Here is a 16,747-nt window from a genome sequence, read left to right on the forward strand (position 1 = left end):
CCATGACCACCGTGCGGGTGCCGCCCGGACGGGCCGGCCGCCTGTGGCTGCGCCGCCGGCTCGCCGTCGCCAACCGCGGCGCCGACCTGCTCGAGCGCAAGCTGCGCATCCTGCTCGCCGAACGAGAACGGTTGCGCGACAAGGAAAGGCAGACCAGTGAAAGCTGGCGGCAGCGGATCGCCGAGGCCGAGCACTGGCTGCTGCGCGCGGCGCTGCTCGCCGGCGAGCGGGCGATCCGCCTCGCGGTCCCGCCCAACCTGGCGTCGGTCACCGTGACCTGGACCTCGGCCATGGGCGTGCGCTACCCGACCGGTGCCGCATGCCAGGTCCCGGCGCGCACCCCCGCCGACCCCAGCCCCGGCGGCGCCGCCCTGGTCCGCGCCCAACAGGAATACGGCCGCGCCGCCGAAGCCGCCGCCCAGTACGCCGCCGCCCACACCGCCACCGACCGGATCACCGCCGAGATCACCGCTACCCGGCACCGGGTCCGCGCCCTGCAACGGCACTGGATCCCCGCCCTGGAAACCGCCCTCGCCCGCGTCGAACTGGACCTCGCCGAACACGAGCTCGGCGAAACCCTGCGCAACCGCCGGGCGCTGTCCACACCGGAGTGACACCATGACGACCGTGGCCGAGCGGCCGACCCAGTCCACACCGTCTGGATCGGACCGGAAAGCGGTGAACTGGCGGGCCCAACTGGGGTTGCTCGCCCTGCTGGCGGCGCTCACCGCGGCCGGGACCTTGGCCGAATGGGCCTGGCTGGTCGCCACGCTGCTGGGGTTGGGCTATTCGGTCGCGATGGTGGGCGCCGACCTGGTGGCCCGCCGGTTCGGCACCGACCTGCTGGCCACGCTGGCCCTGGCCGGCTCGCTGCTGGTCGGCGAGTACCTGGCCGGCGCGCTGATCGCGCTGATGCTGGCCACCGGGCAGGTGCTGGAGGGCTACGCCCAGCGGCGGGCGCACCGCGACCTGGACGCCCTGCTGGACCGGACGCCTCGGTTCGCCCAGGTGCGGCGCGACGGTGCGGTCGCGACTGTGCCGGTCGCCGAGGTCGTGGTGGGCGAGGTCGTGCTGGTGCGCACCGGCGAGGTGGTTCCGGTCGACGGCCGGCTGGTCGAACCGGGCACCTTCGACGAGTCGGCGCTGACCGGCGAGTCGCTGCCGGTGCACCGACCCGACGGGGACGCGGTGCGCAGCGGCGTGTGCAACGCCGGGGCCGCGGTGGCCGTGTACGCCACCCGGACCGCGGCCGAGTCGGCCTACGCGGGCGTGGTCCGGCTGGCCGAGACCGCGCTGGCCGAGACCGCGCCGGTGGCCCGGATCGCCGACCGGTTCGCGGTGGTGTTCGTTCCGGTGGCGCTGATCCTGGCCGGCGCGGCGTGGTGGTGGTCCGGCGAGGCGGTGCGGGCGGTGGCGGTGCTGGTGACCGCGACGCCCTGCCCGCTGCTGCTGGCCGTCCCGGTCGCGATCACCGCCGGGATGTCGGCGACCGCGCGGCGCGGTGTGGTGGTCAAGGACGGCGGCGCGCTGGAGCGGCTGGGGCAGGTCCGCACCGCGATCCTGGACAAGACCGGCACCGTCACCGCCGGCGCGCCCCGGGTCACCGACGTGATCACCGCGCCCGGCCAGGATCCGCGCCTGGCACTGGCCTGGGCCGCGGCCGTGGAACACGGCTCGCCACATGTGCTGGCCACCGCGGTGGTCGCCGCGGCGCACCGGATGGACGCCCCGGCCATGACGGCCGGTCGGGTGGTGGAGGAACCGGGCGTCGGCGCGCGCGGCGTGGTGGACGGGCAGCCGGTCAGCGTCGGCCGGCTGGAAACCAGCCCCGACCGCTCGCCGGCCTGGGTGCGCTCGGCGATCCGGCGGGCCGAACTGGACGCGGTCGGCCTGATCTGGGTGCACGTGGCCGGCCGGCCGATCGCCGCGTTGCTGGTGCGCGACGAGATCCGGCCGGAGGCCGCGCGCACGCTGGCCCGGCTGCGCGCCGCCGGGCTGCGCCGGCTGGTACTGGTCACCGGCGACCGGCGCGAGGTCGCCGACGACGTGGCCCGGATCCTCGGCCTGGACGAGGTGATCGCCGAGGCCACCCCGGAGGCCAAAGTGGACCAGGTGCGCCTGGAGCAGCGACACGCGCCGACCCTGGCCGTCGGCGACGGCATCAACGACGCGCCCGCACTCGCCGCGGCCGACGTCGGCGTGGCGGTGGCCGCGCGCGCGGCCACCGCCACCTCGGAGGTCGCCGACGCCGTGCTCACCGACGGCCGGATCGACCGGCTGGCCGACGCCGTGGAGACCGCCCGGCACGCCCGCGCGGTCGCGGTGCAGAGTGCCGCCGTCGGGATCGGCCTGTCCCTGCTGGCCATGGCCGCCGCCGCGGCCGGCCTGCTCGCCCCGGCCGGCGGTGCGCTGGTGCAGGAAGTCATCGACGTGCTCGCCATCGGCACCGCGCTGCGAGCCCTGCCCGGACCGCGCCGCACCCGCCTGCCGGCCCACACCCAGGCACTCATCGCCCGGTTCCGCGCCGAACACACCGACCTGCTGGAAACCCGGGCCGCCGTGCGGCGGGCCGCCGACGCGCTCTCCGGCGGGTTGACCGCCGCCGTAGAGACCGACGTGCGCGCCGCCCACACCCTGGTCACCGACCGGCTGCTGCCCCACGAGCGGGCCGAGGAGACCCAGCTCTACCCCGCACTAGCCGCACACGTCGGCGGCAGCGACGGCACCGCACCGATGAGCCGCGGGCACGCCGAGATCGAGCGGCTGGCCGCCCGGCTGTCCCGGCACCTGGCCGCTCCCACACCACTGCGCCCGGACCAGCTCGACGACCTGCGGGCCACCCTCTACGGCCTGGACGCCGTGCTCACCCTGCACTTCGCCCAGGAGGAACAGGCCTACTTCACCCTCGCCGACCCGGACTGAAGCTCAGTCGAGGACCGTGTCCGCCGGAACCAGGACTACCGGGCACCTGGCCGTGCGCAGGCATTCGGCCGCTGTACCACCGAGCACGAACTCGGCAAGCCGGCCCCGCCGGGAATGTCCGAGCACCAGCATCGCCGCACTCTCCGCGATCCGGGTCAGCTCGACCCCGGGCTCACCCTCCACATGCAACTCCATGACCGTCGGTGCTCCCCGCATCGCACCCACGGCCGCGACCACGGCGGCATGCAGCCGGGTGGAGTGCGTGACGCGCTCGAGGGGCGGAGCCATGCCATAAGGCTGGATGGCATACGAGGTTCCGGGCGCGAGCCGCGGCCGGTGGCCGACCTCCACGGCGGTCACCGTGGTGTGGTCTCGCGCGGCGCGGCGTATCGCCCAGCGCAGCGCGGCCAGGCTCTCGGCCGAACCGTCCACTCCCACCACGATCTGGCTGGATGTCATCGCCGTCCTCCCTTTCTGACGCCGATCCTCCAACTCCACTGTCGCGCAACCAGCGGCGGCGGAGCAGTGCCGGAGGTCCCATCGGGACGGGACCAGCCTCCCTGTGCGGGATCGCGGCATGGGCGTTCGCTGAAGGTGTGGCAGAAGAAGGAGAGGAGGAAGAGTATGACGAGCCTGATCCCGCGCTCGACCGTCTTCCCGGAGCTGTTCCGGATCCTCGAAGGTGGCTGGCCGTTCGGTGAGCACCACGCGGTCCGGATCGAGGACTTCCGCGACGACGGCAGCTACGTGGTGCGCGCGGAACTACCCGGGATGAACCCGGAGAAGGACATCGCAATCACCGTGGCGGGCAACGAGCTGTCCATCACCGCCGAGCGGACGGTGGACCAGCACGACAAGACCCACAGCGAGTTCTTCTACGGATCCTTCGCCCGGACCGTGCGCCTGCCGGCGGGCGCCGACGCCAAGAAGGTCACCGCCCGCTACCAGGCCGGGATCCTCGAGGTCACCGTGCCGGTGCACGAACCGGCCGAGCCCCGCAAGATCCCCGTCCACATCACCAAAACCTGACCACGAAAGGGCGGCGTGGGGCGCACCGGAACCCGGTGCGCCCCATCCGTGTCAGCAGACCGCTTCGCAGGTTCGTGCCTCGGTCGGGTGATTCCTGGATGTGATGCTGGACCACGCAACGTGTTTGGTATCGAATGGGGAGATGATCAACGAACCTGGTGACGGTGCGGAGGCACCGGGGTCGCTCGCGACGCGGAAGATGAGCGTGTATCGGATGTACCCGGCGCCGGGGCCTTGGGCTGCGTGACCGCTGGCGCCCTGGTCGTAGTGGCCGGTGCGGGCTTTGGGAGGTGGGGCCGGCGGGCTGGGTGGGGGTTCGAGCGTGCTGGCCGATGTCGAACCGTCCACATCGGACGACTCGGCTGGTGCGGGCGCGACGCCGGTTCCGGGCCCCACCGGATGGTCGGACTCGCTCGCCCGGGCGCCTGTTCTTGCGGGTTGTTCCTTCAGGAGCCGGTAGGTCAGTACGTGGACGCCCATCATCAGCGGTATGCCGGCCGCCGCCACGGCTACCGTGGTGCGGTCGATGTCGACGATGTCCTCCTTGGCGAGTTCCCTGCGAGCCCAGAGCCAGAACGGGATCACCATGGTCGGGGCGGTGACCACACCGGACACGTACTGTCGCGCTGCCGCCGCCATGGCCAGGTGACCGAAACCGTGCAACCCGAACCCCAGCAGGACTCCACGAAAGACGGGCGACCGCCCGTTCGACCGCACACCAAGCGCCGCTGCCGCGCCCATCACCAGACCCATGATGCCAATGCCCGTGTTGAACTGCCGCTGCGAAATGCCGTTACGGCGTAGCCCTTCGGGAATGGGTAGGGCCTTCGGCAGCTTGCGCAGGACGTCCTTGCTGTTGCGACTCATGGTCCAAAGCTCTTCGACGTCGCTGATCGCCCAGGTTGCGAACAGCCCGAGGCTGACCTTTGTCGTGCGCTTCATCGCTTCATCTGCTTCCAGTCGAAGTCATCGGGTTTCCGGGTGGACAACGACGCGCCGGCCCCGGGCATGTCCACCGGCGGTGTCGCGATGGGTGGCCGGACGGCCCGATGGTCAGCGGCTGTCGGAGGCGCGGTGCGACTGGCCGACCGCGGCCCGGCCGGCTTCCAGACGTGCGATCGGCACCCGGAACGGTGAGCACGAGACGTAGTCCAGTCCGATCTGGTGGAAGAACTGGATCGAGGCCGGATCTCCGCCGTGCTCGCCGCACACGCCCAGGGTCAGGTCCTGGCGGGCGCCCCGGCCGCGCTCGGCGGCGATGGTCATGAGTTGGCCGACACCCTCGCGGTCGATGGTCTCGAACGGCGAGACGTCCAGGATGCCCTGCTCGAGGTAGGCGGGCAGGAACTCCGACTCCACGTCGTCGCGGGACAGGCCCCACGTGGTCTGGGTCAGATCGTTGGTACCGAAGGAGAAGAACCGCGCGGTCTCGGCGATGCGGGCCGCCATCAGGGCCGCCCTCGGCAACTCGATCATCGCGCCGATCTCGGGCCGGAGGTCGACGCCGTGCTCCGCGCTGACCAGGTCGAGGATCTGCCGTGCCCGGCCGGCGATGATCTCCAACTCCTTCGGGTCGCCGATCAGCGGGATCATGATCTCCACCTGGGCCTGGCCGCCGGCCAGCATCCGCTCTGCGGCGGCCTCGGCGATGGCCCGAACCTGCATCTCGTACAGGCCGGCGGTGACCAGGCCGAGCCGCACCCCGCGCAGGCCGAGCATGGGGTTCTGCTCGTGCAGCCGGTTGACGGCGTGCAGCAGCCGGGTGGCCTCGGCGTCCGGCTTGCCGAGCGCGTTGGCGACCGCGACCCGTTCCGAGAGTTCGGTGCGGTCGGTGAGGAACTCGTGCAGCGGCGGGTCGAGCAGCCGGATGGTCACCGGCAACCCGTCCATCGCCGCCAGGATCGCCACGAAGTCCCGCCGCTGCAAGGGAAGCAGCTCGGCCAGCGCGGCGTCGCGCTCGGTCGCGTCCTCGGCGAGGATCAACCGCTCTACCAGGATTCGCCGTTCTCCGAGGAACATGTGCTCGGTACGGCACAGCCCGATGCCGTGCGCGCCGAACTTCCGGGCCCGTTCGGCGTCGCCAGGGTTGTCGGCGTTGGCCCGCACACCGAGCCGGCGGCGGGCGTCGGCGTGACGGATGATCTTGTCGACGGCCCGCAGGAGGTCGCTGTCGGGCGCCCGCTCGCCCTGGAAGTACTCCACCACCGGCGACGGCACGACGGGTACCTCGCCCAGGTACACCGCACCCGAGGTGCCGTCGATCGAGATGACGTCGCCCTCGGTGACGACGGTGCCGTCGGGGGTGGTGAACCGCCTGGCGGCCACGTCGACGTCCAACTCCTCGGCACCGCACACGCAGGTGCGGCCCAACCCACGGGCGACGACCGCGGCGTGGGACGTCTTGCCGCCGCGGGTGGTCAGCACCCCACGGGCATGAATCAGGCCCTCGAGATCGTCGGGGTTGGTCTCTCTGCGCACCAGGATCACCGGCACACCGTCGGCGGCCCGGCGGACCGCGGTCGGCGAGTCGAACACCGCCCGCCCGACAACGGCACCCGGGGAGGCGGCCACTCCGGTCGTGACCGGCCGGATCGTGGCGTTCGTGGTGAACCGGGGGAACATGAGCTGGGTCAGCTGGGCGCCGGTCACCCGGCGAAGCGCCTCGTCGTCGTCGATGAGTCCTTCGTCGCGCAGCGCGGCGGCGATGCGGAACGCGGCGGCCGCGGTCCGCTTGCCCACGCGGGTCTGCAGCATCCACAGCTTTCCGCGCTCGATGGTGAACTCGATGTCGCACAGGTCCCGGTAGTGCTCTTCGAGCCGGCGCATGATTTCCATCAGCTCCACGTAGGGCTGGGGATGCAGTTCGGCCATCTGCTGTAACGGCAGCGTGTTGCGGATGCCGGCGACCACGTCCTCGCCCTGTGCGTTGGGCAGGTAGTCGCCGTAGACGCCGGGAGCGCCGGTGGCTGGGTCGCGGGTGAAGGCGACGCCCGTACCGGAGTTCTCACCCACGTTGCCGAACACCATCGCGCACACGTTGACGGCGGTACCGAGGTTCTCGGGGATGTGTTCGGTGCGCCGGTAGATCCGGGCGCGCTCGGTGTTCCAGGATTCGAAGACCGACCGGATCGCCAGGTCGAGCTGTTCGCGGGGATCCTGCGGGAACTCGCGGCCGGTGTGCTCGCGGATGATCGCCTTGAACTGGTCCACCAGCCGGCACAGGTCCTCGGCGTCCAGACCGAGGTCGTTGGTCACACCCTTGGCCGCCTTCGCCGCGTCCAGCGCCGAGGCGAACAGTCCGGAGTCGAGATCCAGCACGGTCTGGCCGAACATCTGCAGCAACCGGCGGTAGCAGTCCCAGGCCAGCCGCGGGTCGCTGAACCAGTTGGCCAGCCCGACAACGGACTCGTCGGTCAGGCCGATGTTGAGAACGGTCTCCATCATCCCGGGCATGGAGAACCGGGCACCGGAGCGCACGGCGACCAGCAGCGGCTGGTCGACCTGACCGAGCTTGCGGCCCATCGCGCTCTCCAGGGCGTGTAGGTGGGTGTCCACCTCGTTGGCCAGGTCGGCCGGCGGCTCACCCTGCTCGAGGAAGACCCGGCAGGCCTCGGTCGTGATGACGAACCCCGGCGGCACCGGCAGTCCCATAGCGGTCATCTCGGCCAGATTGGCGCCCTTTCCACCGAGCAGGTCCGCCATGCCGCGGTTGCCCTCGCTGAAGTCGTAAACGTACTTCGGCATGTGGTCCTCCAAACCCGGTGACATGGTGTGTCGATGTCTATTTGAGCCTGGTCGGGGCGGTGTCCCGCAGAGTCGAACGCACACCGCACCCGGGACCTTCGTCCTCACGTTGCTTCAGGACGACGGGGCCAAAGTGGCCTGGGACCTCCACAGAGCCGGAGATCCCGGTCGCGACGGGACCAACTGCCCTGTGCGGGAGCGCGACGGCGGTGTTGGCTGAACCTGCGGCGCCCCCACGAATCTGTCCTCAAGGGACTGTCGCCCACATCCTACTGAAGGAGATTTGGTGTCATGCGTGCATCTTTCGACAAGTTGATCTCATGGACCGGGGTGTTGCTGGCGGTCTTCCTGCTCGTCGCGGGAGGGTTGGCCACCTATGCGTACGTCTACATCGGGAACGAGGTGGAGACGCAGCTCGGCATGCAGGACATCACGATGCCCGAGGGCAAAGCCCTGGACTCACTTCCGCCGGCCGACAAGGCGGCGCTGGAGCCCTACGCCGGCAGTCCGATGGACACCGGGCCGGAAGCCCGGGCGTATGCCGATCACTACATCCTGGCGCACATGAACGCGGCCTCCGGCGGCCAGACCTACGAAGAGGTCAGCGGGAATTACCAGGCGATGAGCACGGAGCAGAAGGCCAGCCCGGACGGCGTCAAGCAGGCTGCCCTGCGCAACACCCTGTTCCAGGGCAACACGTTGCGCGGTCTGCTGCTCTACGGGGCTGCGTTCGCCACGATGGGCACGATCGCGGGCATCGCGGCGATCGGTGCCTTCGTCGGCGCGGTGGTCCTACTTGTCCTCGGGTTCCTAGGTCTGCGCCACGCGCGTCGCATAGAACGAGCCACTGGCGGGCCAGCCATGACCAGCCAGACGACAACCGCCTAGTCCGTCGACTGGCCGGCCAAGGCCCGCGATCTGGTCGCCGTCCCGCATATCGATGCCGGACGGCACCCAGACGATCCGGCCCTGGCCGAGCTGGTCGGCGAGCGCAAGTTCCGGTCGGCTTCCGACGACCACGCGGGGTTCCAGTGTGGCGGCGGTCCGTCGTCGAGACACCTGCGGTGATCGTTGCCGTCAGCTCCGGTAGCCGAGAACGGTCGCCATGCCGGCCTCGCTGTGGTAGGTGTTGTGACAGTGGATCATCCACTGGCCGGGGTTGTCCGCGTCGAGATCGCAGGCGACCTTCCTTCCGGGAAGGACGATGACGGTGTCCTTGCGCGGCCCGGAGTTTCCGAGCTGGAACGTGTGGCCGTGCACGTGCATCGGGTGCCACATCATGGTGTGGTTGGTGAAGACGATCCGCATCCGCTGGCCCTGGCGGACCGGCAACCGCTGCGACATGTCCAGCGGCGCACCGTTGATTCCCCACCGGTAGCCCATCATTCCGCCGGTCAGGTCGAGCCGGTGCTCGACGTCCGGCGTCCGGGCCGGCAACCGCACCCGGGACTCGGCCACCAGGCTCGGGTACCCGGTGAGCGCGCCGTCGAGCTCGGCGGGCCGGACGGTGGTCAACGGCGGTTCGCCGGCGCCGGTGCGGATCAGCCCGAGCGCGCCGCCGGCCTTGCCCTCGGCGAGCGCGACGAGCGGGAACACGCCGTCGGCGAGGGTGATCATGACGTCGTAGCGTTCGCCCATGCCGATCAGCAACGCGTCGGCGTCGACGGGTCGCACCGGAAACCCGTCGGTGTGGGTGACGCGCAGGCGGTGCCCGCCGATCGCAACCCGGAACGCGGTGTCGGAGGCGGCGTTGACGAGCCGGATCCGGGCGCGCTGGCCGGGGGTGCCGGTCCAGCCGACCGGTGCCTCGGCAATCCGGCCGTTGATCAGGTAGTAGGGGTAGTCGACGTCACCGCCGCGTCCGGCGGCGCGACTCATCCCGGCCATGTGGTCGCCGCCGGCCCGCAGGTCGGCCAGCACATCGTCGGGGGTGCGGCCGGTACCGTCGACCCAGTCGTCGAGCAGCACCAGCCAGTCCTGGTCGTAGTCACCGGGCTCGGCCGGGTCCTCGACGATCAGCGGTGCGTACAGACCGCGGTCGAGCTGGGTGCCCGAATGGGGGTGCAGCCAGTGGGTGCCGGGCGTGGCCGCGACGAACCGGTAGGTGAACGTGCCGCCCGGCGGCACCGCGGGCTGGGTCAGCATGGGGGCGCCGTCCATGTCGTTGCGCAGCGCCAACCCGTGCCAGTGGATGGAGGTCTCGACGGGCAGCCGGTTGGCCAGCACCGCCTCGACCGTGTCACCGACCCGCACCCGCAGCTCCCGGCCGGGCAGCTGCCCACCGTAGGTCCACGTGGTGACCGCGGGTCCGCCGAGATCCACGGTGTCCACCTGGGCGCTGACCGGATAGGCGCGCACCACCCCGCTCGCCGGGCGGCGTGCCTCGGCGAGCGAGACCGACGGGTCGGTGGGCAGAACCAGACCCGCCGGCAGGTCGGCGCCGCTGGTGCACCCGGCGAGCAGCCCGGTGCCCGCCGCGGCCAGCCCGGCCCGCACCACGGTGCGGCGCGCGATGACGTTTCTCCCGACCGGCGGCATGGCACGTCCTAGCGTTGCTTGGCCTTGGCTCGACGCGGCCGGCTGGTCGCGGACAGCTCGGCGATCCCGGACTCGATGGCACCGGTCAGCAGTTCGAGTTCGGACGTGCTGTCGTAGTCGGCGGTGATGCCGAAGACCATCTGGTCGCAGTAGGTCATGACAGCGACGCCGATCCGCAGCCGCAGCGCGATCGGCACGTAGGGCTGTAGCTCGACCACCTTGCGGCCGAGGACGTAGAGCGGTTCGCGCGGACCGGGCACGTTGGTGGTCACGGTGATGATGCTGTGCTGGGGGAGCCGGGTGACGAGCCGGATCATCCAGGACACCGGGCCGAACGGCTCGTGCGCGGCCAGCTCGGTGACGGCTTGGCCGGCCTGCGCCTCGCCGTCGGCCTTGGCCTCGCACAGCCGGCTGTGCACCACGGCCAGCGCCTCGACCGGGTCGGCGATGTCGACCGGCAGGAACGGCAACACCAGCGAGACCCGGTTGTCCAGGATGTCGTGATCTCCCTTGGCGCGGACGGAAACCGGTACCAGCGTGCGCAGCGTGTGGGTGTCGGGCACTTCACCGCGGTGCAGCAGCAGTGCGCGGAACGCCCCGCTGATCGCGGTGAGCGCCACGTCGTTGACCGTGGCTCCGTGGGCTTTGCCGATGGCGACGACGTCGGGTAGGGAGGCGCGCGCGATGCCATAGCGGCGTTGCGCTCCGATCGAGCCGGACAGGGATGACGGCCCCGCCGGCCACAGCCGTCCGGCCAGCGCGGCCAGGTCGCGTGCGGTGCCGGTCAGGCCCTGCATCAGCCGGCGCGGCGACCGGGCGGCGCCGACGAGCAGGCGCAGTTGCTCGACCGGAAACCGCACGAAGTCGGCGAGGGCGTCGGCGAGCAGGCTCACCATGCTCGGCGGCGGGACCAGCTCCGGCACCTGGTAAGGGATTTCCGGGTCCGGCTCGGGGGATCCGCTGAACAGCACGCCATACAGCTGCGCGCCGGAGACCCCGTCGGCCAGGCAGTGATGCAGCTTGGTCAGCACCGCCCAGCGCCCGCCGGCCAGGCCCTCGATCACCCAGCTCTCCCACAGCGGCCGGTCCCGGTCCAGCCGCTGCGACATGATCCGGCCCACCAGCCGGTTCAGCGCGGCGTCGTCGCCCGGGGCCGGCAGCGCGGTGCGCCGCAGGTGATAACCGAGATCGAATCCCGGATCGTCCACCCACACCGGCGGGCCCAGATCCCACGGCACCCGGCGCACCTTCTGCCGGGCCCGCGGGATGGCCCGGAGTCGTGCGCCGATCGTGGCGACGTAATCCTTCTGGCTCGGCGGCGGTCCCTCGATCACGGCGACCGAGGCGATCGCCAGCGACGCGTGCCGATCGGTGTCCTCGGCCTCGAGAAACGCGGCGTCGAGCGGGCTGAGCTGTTCCATGGTGTCTCCCACCAGAAGAGGAGTCACCGTTCAGCGTGGTGCCCGCAGGGTTGGTTGCGGAGAGGCGAACGTCCCGGCGGTGCGGGACCTCCGACGGCTTGCGGCGAACGGGTCGCCAGCCGGCCGCGGCGCCGGGCTGACCTGGGCGGGCCACAGTGGACACTGTCCGGCCGGTCGATGGCGCCGGTCACCGCTCCAGGTCTTCCGGGGACATGCCGGGCAGGAAGCCGAGAACGTCCTCCAGTCGCCGGCGCGGGCTGCGGGGGAGGGGTTCGGCCGCGGTGGGTGCCCAGCCGATCCGCAGGATGAGCTGGGGCGCGGCGGCGGAGTCGAGGATGTGTTCCTGGATGGCGGCCCGGGTGTCGGCGACCTCCAGCGCCGCCGACAGCGGGCAGCTGGCCAGTTGCAGGTCGGTCGCGGTGAGCAGGATCGCGCTGGCTGCTTCGCCGGCGCGCAGACGGGATCTCGGATCGTCATCCGGGGTGGCGAGCACGAGCAGCTCGGCGGCGCCGTCCTCGCATTCGTCCACTGTGGACCCGGCCAGGGTGCCGCCGGGGAATCTGCGCATCCGGGTGTCACCATGGATGCTGGGCCCGGCCAGGCTGCTGGCGGCCGGAACGCCGTCGTCTGCGGCCTTGCTGCGGCCGGTCCAGGTGGCCAGCTCCGCGGCGTACTCCGGGCTGGTCTCCTGGTGCGTGGTGGCCTCGGCGATCGTGCGGACCAGATGGTGGCGGTAGCGCGCGTCGGTGACCGGTACGAGCAGGGTGCCGGTGCTGCTGGCCCGGCGCATCATCAGCTCGAGGTGGCCGTTGGGCACCGTCCAGGAGGAGTAGGTCCGCCGGTCGGTTCTGCGGTGCGGGATCGCCGCCGCGAGCGCGATGTCCTCATCGGACGGCGTGTGCCGGTACGGCTCGACCGCGGCGAGGTGGTCCGGGTCGGCCGGGTTGGGGATGCGGTGCACCTGGGCGCTCCAGCCGAGTGCGGCCAGCGCGACCCGCAGGTGGTGCAGGGCGGCGCCGCAGCTGATCAGCAGATCCCGCCCGTCGGGGTCGGTGGCCGGCAGGTGCCGGGTCCGGTCGGCCATCAGGTGCACCGAGCGCTCGCCCAGCAGCCATCGCCAGGGCTGGGTGTTGTGCACCGACGGCGCGTAGGTGGCGAGTTCGATCGCGTGGCGCACAGTTTCGTGATCCGGTCGGGTGCTGCTCATCGCGGTCTCCTTTCGGCTCAAGCCGTCCGCTCGCATATTCGCTCGCTCACCGCCACCCTCCACCGCTGCCGGGCCGGGCGGCAGAGCAGGAGGCCCCGCTGACACCGAGCCCTCGGACTCGTTCGCCGGCCGGAGCCCGACTGTGTCCCGAATGCCCAAAGGGTGTTTGGGGACCATCGGCTCCCAGGGTCGGGACGTTGGCCCACTGTGTTCATGAGCTGACGGTTCGAATCTGAAAGGCACGTGTAGGTCCGAATCGATCCGGGAGTCTCCCGATGACGACCAGTGCTCCCCATACCGGCCTCGACGCCGAGACCTTGGACATGATGCTGGCGGCGATCCAGGATTTCGCCGACCGCAACCTGACCACCGAGTTGTTGCTGCGCCTCGACCACTGGCGGACAAGGCGAACCGAGCCATCCAGGCCCTCGAACGCGGGAACCCGGCAATACTGCGCGCGCTGCGGGCCCAAGGGGTGTTCTTCGGTCGCGGTGCCAAGGCCAGGGTGGCGTTCCTCTATCCGGGCCAGGGTTCGCAGTACGTCAACATGCTGAACACGTTGCGGACGCGGGAACCGGTGGTCGCCGACACGTTCGCCGAGGCGGACGCGGTCATGACGCCGCTGCTGGGCCGGCCGCTCACCGACTACGTGTTCACCGACGCGCCCGACGGCGAGCGGCGTCTGTTGCAGACCGAGATCACCCAACCGGCCGTGCTGGCCTGCGACATCGCGCTGACCAGACTCCTGGCCCAACACGGAATCACGCCGGACATCGTGATGGGGCACAGCCTCGGCGAGTACGCCGCCCTGGTGGCCGCCGAGGCCCTGCCGTTCGCCGACGCTCTGGAGGCGGTCAGCGCCCGTGGCAGCGAGATGGCGCACGTCGAGGTGGCGGACAAGGGGGCCATGGCGGCGGTGCTGGCGCCGCTGGACGAGATCGAGCGGATCATCGCCGCCGTCGGCGGCTACGTCGTGATCGCCAACGTCAACAGCACCGGCCAGGCCGTAATCGGCGGTGCCACCGCGGCGATCCAGGCAGCCGTCGAAGCGTTCACCGGCAAGGGTTACACGGCCATCCCGCTCCCGGTCAGCCACGCCTTCCACACGTCGATCGTGGCGCCGGTGAGCGAACCGTTGCGGCGGGTGTTGAGCCGGCTGGATCTGCGACCACCGCGGCTACCCGTTGTGGCCAATGTGGACGGTCAGCTGTATCCGGGTGGGTCGAACGTGCGCGAGCCGATGCTCGACATCCTGGCCCGCCAGGTCGCCTCCCCCGTGCAGTTCGTCACGGGCCTGCACACCCTGTACGCGCAGGGTGCGCGGGTGTTCGTGGAGGTCGGCCCGAAGAAGGCGTTGCACGGTTTCGTCGAGGACGTGCTGGGCCAGCGGCACGACGACGTGGTCTCGGTGTTCACCAACCATCCGAAGCAGGGAGATCTGGTGTCGTTCAACCAGGCGTTGTGCGGGCTGTACGCGGCGGGCCATGGCGCGCCCGCCGAACCCGCGTCGGTGTCCACTCCGGTCCCGGCCGTGGTGTCCATGCCGACTTCCCCACCTGCCGACCGGTACAGCGAGCTCGGCCACCTGCTGGCCGACTTCCTGGAGCGCAGCCACGCCGTCTGGTCGGGAACCACGCCCGCGGCGGAGCCCGTGACCCGGCCGGACGTCCCGGCCGAGCCGGTCGTGATCACCGGTGCGGCGCTGGGCCTGCCCGGCACCAAGCGGGTCTTCGACGACGAGAACCTGGCCCGCATCCTGGGTGGGCAGCAGTTCATCGACCTGATCCCACAGCCGTTCCGCAACGCCATCGCGGACAAGCACATCACCCGCCTGGTGAAGAGCGAGGACGGTGCGCACCGGTTCGATGCCATCGACAGCCCCGCTGACGTGATCAAGCTCGCGGCCCGCGCCGGAACTCTCGACCTGGTCGAAGAGTTCGGCGTCGACGCCGAACGTGACAAGGCGCTGGACGACTGCACCCGGCTGGCCATCGGCGCCGGCTTCGACGCACTGCGCGATGCCGGGATCCCACTGGTGCTGCGGTACAAGACCACCACGGTGGGTACGAAGCTGCCGGAGCGCTGGGGTCTGCCGGACGCACTGCGCGACGACACCGGCGTGATCTTCGCCTCGGCGTTCCCCGGCTACGGCGAGTTCGCCGAGGAGATCGAGCGCTACGCCGCCGACCGCTACCACCGTGCGGAACTGGCCGGGTTGCGCGACATCCGCTCCCGCGCCGGCAACAGCAAGGCGGCCAAGGAGATCGAGACGCGGATCGCCGAGCTGGAGGTCGTCCTCGCGGCCGAGCCGTTCGAGTTCGACCGGCGGTTCCTGTTCCGTGTCCTGTCCATGGGGCACTCGCAGTTCGCCGAGATCATCGGCGCGCGCGGCCCCAACACGCAGGTCAACGCGGCCTGTGCGAGCACCACCCAGGCCATCGCCCTGGCCGAGGACTGGATTCGGGCCGGGCGCTGCCGGCGCGTGGTGATCGTCGCGGCGGACAATGTCACCTCCGATTCGCTGCTCGAGTGGGTCGGGGCGGGCTTCCTGGCCACCGGCGCGGCGGCCACCGACGAGGATGTGGCGAAGGCCGCGCTGCCGTTCGACAACCGCCGGCACGGGATGCTGCTTGGCATGGGCGCGGCCGGCATCGTGGTCGAGTCGGCCGGCGCCGCCCGGGAACGCGGCGTGCGGCCGATCTGCGAGGTCCTGGCCAGCATCACCGCCAACAGTGCCTTCCACGGCACGAAGCTGGACGTCGAGCACATCAGCGGGGTCATGGCCGATCTCGTCGGGCAGGCCGAGCGCCACGGCGTCGACCGCGCCGCCATTGCCGGTGAGACCGTATTCATCTCGCACGAGACCTACACACCGGCCCGCGGCGGCAGCGCCCAGGCGGAGATCGACGCCCTCCGCGCGGTGTTCGGCTCCGCCGCCGACCAGGTGATCATCGCCAACACCAAGGGGTTCACCGGCCATCCCATGGGTGTCGGCATCGAGGACGTGGTCGCGATCAAGGCGCTGGAAACCGGAATCGTCCCGCCGGTGCCCAACTTCCAGGAGATCGACCCGGCCCTGGGCGCGCTGAACCTTTCCACCGGCGGGAGCTACCCGGTCCGGTACGCGCTGCGGCTCGCCGCCGGGTTCGGCTCGCAGATCAGCATGGTGTTGCTGCACTGGACCCCCATGCCGGACGGCGCGCGCCGCGCTCCGCACGAGTTGGGCTATGCCTACCGGATCGTGGACCAGCCCGCCTGGCAACACTGGTTGTCGGCACTGGGCGGCACGGCTCTCGAGGTCGACCACCGCCGGCTCCGCATCGTCGACTCCGGGGCCGTCATCGCCACGCCCGCCACCCCGGCGCCAGCCGCCGTCACCGAATCCGTCCCGGTTCCGGTGACCGAACCCGAGCCGGGTGCGGACCCGGCCGAGGCCGAGGTGTTGGCCGTGGTGGCGGAGAAGACCCGTTATCCGGCGGACATGTTGGAGTTGGATCTGGATCTGGAGGCCGATCTCGGGATCGACACGGTGAAGCAGGCCGAGGTGTTCGCGTTGATCCGGGAGCGGTTCGGCATTGCGCGCGACGACAAGCTCAAGCTGCGCGACTACCCGACACTGGCCCACGTGATCGGTTTCGTCCGCGAGCGCGGCCCGGCGCCGCGGGTCGCCGCGGCCGACCCGAGCCCGGCTCCGGCTCCGGCTGCGGACGACGTGGAGTCCCAGGTTCTCGCCGTGGTGGCGGAGAAGACCGGTTATCCGGCGGACATGTTGGAGCTGGATCTGGATCTGGAGGCCGATCTCGGGATCGACACGGTCAAGCAGGCCGAGGTGTTCGCGCTGATCCGGGAGCGGTTCGGGATTCCGCGCGAGGACACGCTCAAGTTG

11 protein-coding genes and 1 pseudogene are annotated in these 16,747 nt (G+C 71.1%); 6 read left to right on the forward strand and 6 right to left on the reverse strand.

Going from position 1 to position 16,747, the window contains the following annotated elements; genetic code table 11:
• Positions 1 to 2: 2 nt before the first annotated feature.
• A complete protein-coding gene (locus VFV67_RS01625; protein ID WP_326466629.1) occupies positions 3 to 614 on the forward strand; it encodes a V-type ATP synthase subunit D in 612 nt (203 codons plus the stop codon).
• 4 nt (positions 615 to 618) lie between these two features.
• Positions 619 to 2,922 (forward strand): heavy metal translocating P-type ATPase, encoded by a 2,304-nt coding sequence (locus VFV67_RS01630; RefSeq protein WP_326466630.1) that lies wholly within the window; start codon positions 619 to 621, stop codon positions 2,920 to 2,922.
• 3 nt (positions 2,923 to 2,925) lie between these two features.
• On the opposite strand, the gene VFV67_RS01635 is transcribed toward VFV67_RS01630, so the two are convergent.
• Positions 2,926 to 3,381, reverse strand: a complete 456-nt coding sequence (locus tag VFV67_RS01635) for a universal stress protein (protein ID WP_326466631.1) — start codon at positions 3,379 to 3,381, stop codon at positions 2,926 to 2,928.
• 165 nt (positions 3,382 to 3,546) lie between these two features.
• On the opposite strand from VFV67_RS01635, the gene VFV67_RS01640 reads away from it, so the two are divergent.
• Positions 3,547 to 3,951, forward strand: a complete 405-nt coding sequence (locus VFV67_RS01640) for an Hsp20/alpha crystallin family protein (RefSeq protein ID WP_326466633.1) — start codon at positions 3,547 to 3,549, stop codon at positions 3,949 to 3,951.
• Between the two features lie 51 nt (positions 3,952 to 4,002).
• Here the strand turns inward: VFV67_RS01640 and VFV67_RS01645 are convergent, their stop codons facing one another.
• Positions 4,003 to 4,893 carry an HXXEE domain-containing protein gene (locus tag VFV67_RS01645; protein WP_326466635.1) on the reverse strand — a complete coding sequence of 297 codons (891 nt, stop codon included), beginning with the start codon at positions 4,891 to 4,893 and terminating at the stop codon, positions 4,003 to 4,005.
• Positions 4,894 to 5,004: 111 nt separating this feature from the next.
• The gene (gene ppdK / locus VFV67_RS01650) at positions 5,005 to 7,695 is read right to left on the reverse strand and encodes a pyruvate, phosphate dikinase (RefSeq protein ID WP_326466637.1); all 2,691 of its coding nucleotides are present in this window, start codon (positions 7,693 to 7,695) and stop codon (positions 5,005 to 5,007) included.
• Positions 7,696 to 7,986: 291 nt separating this feature from the next.
• Here ppdK and VFV67_RS01655 point away from each other — a divergent pair, with 291 nt between their 5' ends.
• Both VFV67_RS01655 and VFV67_RS01660 read left to right on the forward strand, forming a co-directional pair.
• A complete protein-coding gene (locus VFV67_RS01655) occupies positions 7,987 to 8,583 on the forward strand; it encodes a hypothetical protein (RefSeq protein ID WP_326466639.1) in 597 nt (198 codons plus the stop codon).
• A gap of 15 nt (positions 8,584 to 8,598) precedes the next feature.
• Positions 8,599 to 8,763: pseudogene (locus VFV67_RS01660) on the forward strand (transcriptional regulator); the annotation flags it as partial.
• Between the two features lie 9 nt (positions 8,764 to 8,772).
• Here VFV67_RS01660 and VFV67_RS01665 read toward each other — a convergent pair.
• The 3 genes from VFV67_RS01665 to VFV67_RS01675 all read right to left on the reverse strand — a co-directional run bounded on the left by VFV67_RS01665 (position 8,773) and on the right by VFV67_RS01675 (position 12,861).
• Complete coding sequence (locus VFV67_RS01665; RefSeq protein ID WP_326466640.1) at positions 8,773 to 10,233, reverse strand: multicopper oxidase family protein; 1,461 nt, start codon at positions 10,231 to 10,233, stop codon at positions 8,773 to 8,775.
• Positions 10,234 to 10,241: 8 nt separating this feature from the next.
• Entirely contained in the window at positions 10,242 to 11,654 is a 1,413-nt protein-coding gene (locus VFV67_RS01670; protein ID WP_326466642.1) for a wax ester/triacylglycerol synthase family O-acyltransferase, read from the reverse strand.
• A gap of 187 nt (positions 11,655 to 11,841) precedes the next feature.
• The gene (locus tag VFV67_RS01675) at positions 11,842 to 12,861 is read right to left on the reverse strand and encodes an Acg family FMN-binding oxidoreductase (protein WP_326466644.1); all 1,020 of its coding nucleotides are present in this window, start codon (positions 12,859 to 12,861) and stop codon (positions 11,842 to 11,844) included.
• 475 nt (positions 12,862 to 13,336) lie between these two features.
• On the opposite strand from VFV67_RS01675, the gene VFV67_RS01680 reads away from it, so the two are divergent.
• A partial coding sequence (locus VFV67_RS01680; RefSeq protein WP_326466646.1) for an acyltransferase domain-containing protein occupies positions 13,337 to 16,747 on the forward strand: 3,411 nt, incomplete at its 3' end.

This window comes from Actinophytocola sp. (assembly GCF_035762905.1).
Lineage (GTDB): Bacteria > Actinomycetota > Actinomycetes > Mycobacteriales > Pseudonocardiaceae > DASYTH01.

What these genes read in the sequence shown, in the direction of transcription:
- VFV67_RS01630 (WP_326466630.1), top strand. Translation starts at nt 619, where the DNA reads ATGACGACCGTGGCCGAGCGGCCGACCCAGTCCACACCGTCTGGATCG.
- VFV67_RS01640 (WP_326466633.1), top strand. Translation starts at nt 3,547, where the DNA reads ATGACGAGCCTGATCCCGCGCTCGACCGTCTTCCCGGAGCTGTTCCGG.
- VFV67_RS01625 (WP_326466629.1), top strand. Translation starts at nt 3, where the DNA reads ATGACCACCGTGCGGGTGCCGCCCGGACGGGCCGGCCGCCTGTGGCTG.
- VFV67_RS01670 (WP_326466642.1), bottom strand. Translation starts at nt 11,654, where the DNA reads ATGGAACAGCTCAGCCCGCTCGACGCCGCGTTTCTCGAGGCCGAGGAC.
- VFV67_RS01635 (WP_326466631.1), bottom strand. Translation starts at nt 3,381, where the DNA reads ATGACATCCAGCCAGATCGTGGTGGGAGTGGACGGTTCGGCCGAGAGC.
- ppdK (WP_326466637.1), bottom strand. Translation starts at nt 7,695, where the DNA reads ATGCCGAAGTACGTTTACGACTTCAGCGAGGGCAACCGCGGCATGGCG.
- VFV67_RS01645 (WP_326466635.1), bottom strand. Translation starts at nt 4,893, where the DNA reads ATGAAGCGCACGACAAAGGTCAGCCTCGGGCTGTTCGCAACCTGGGCG.
- VFV67_RS01665 (WP_326466640.1), bottom strand. Translation starts at nt 10,233, where the DNA reads ATGCCGCCGGTCGGGAGAAACGTCATCGCGCGCCGCACCGTGGTGCGG.
- VFV67_RS01655 (WP_326466639.1), top strand. Translation starts at nt 7,987, where the DNA reads ATGCGTGCATCTTTCGACAAGTTGATCTCATGGACCGGGGTGTTGCTG.
- VFV67_RS01675 (WP_326466644.1), bottom strand. Translation starts at nt 12,861, where the DNA reads ATGAGCAGCACCCGACCGGATCACGAAACTGTGCGCCACGCGATCGAA.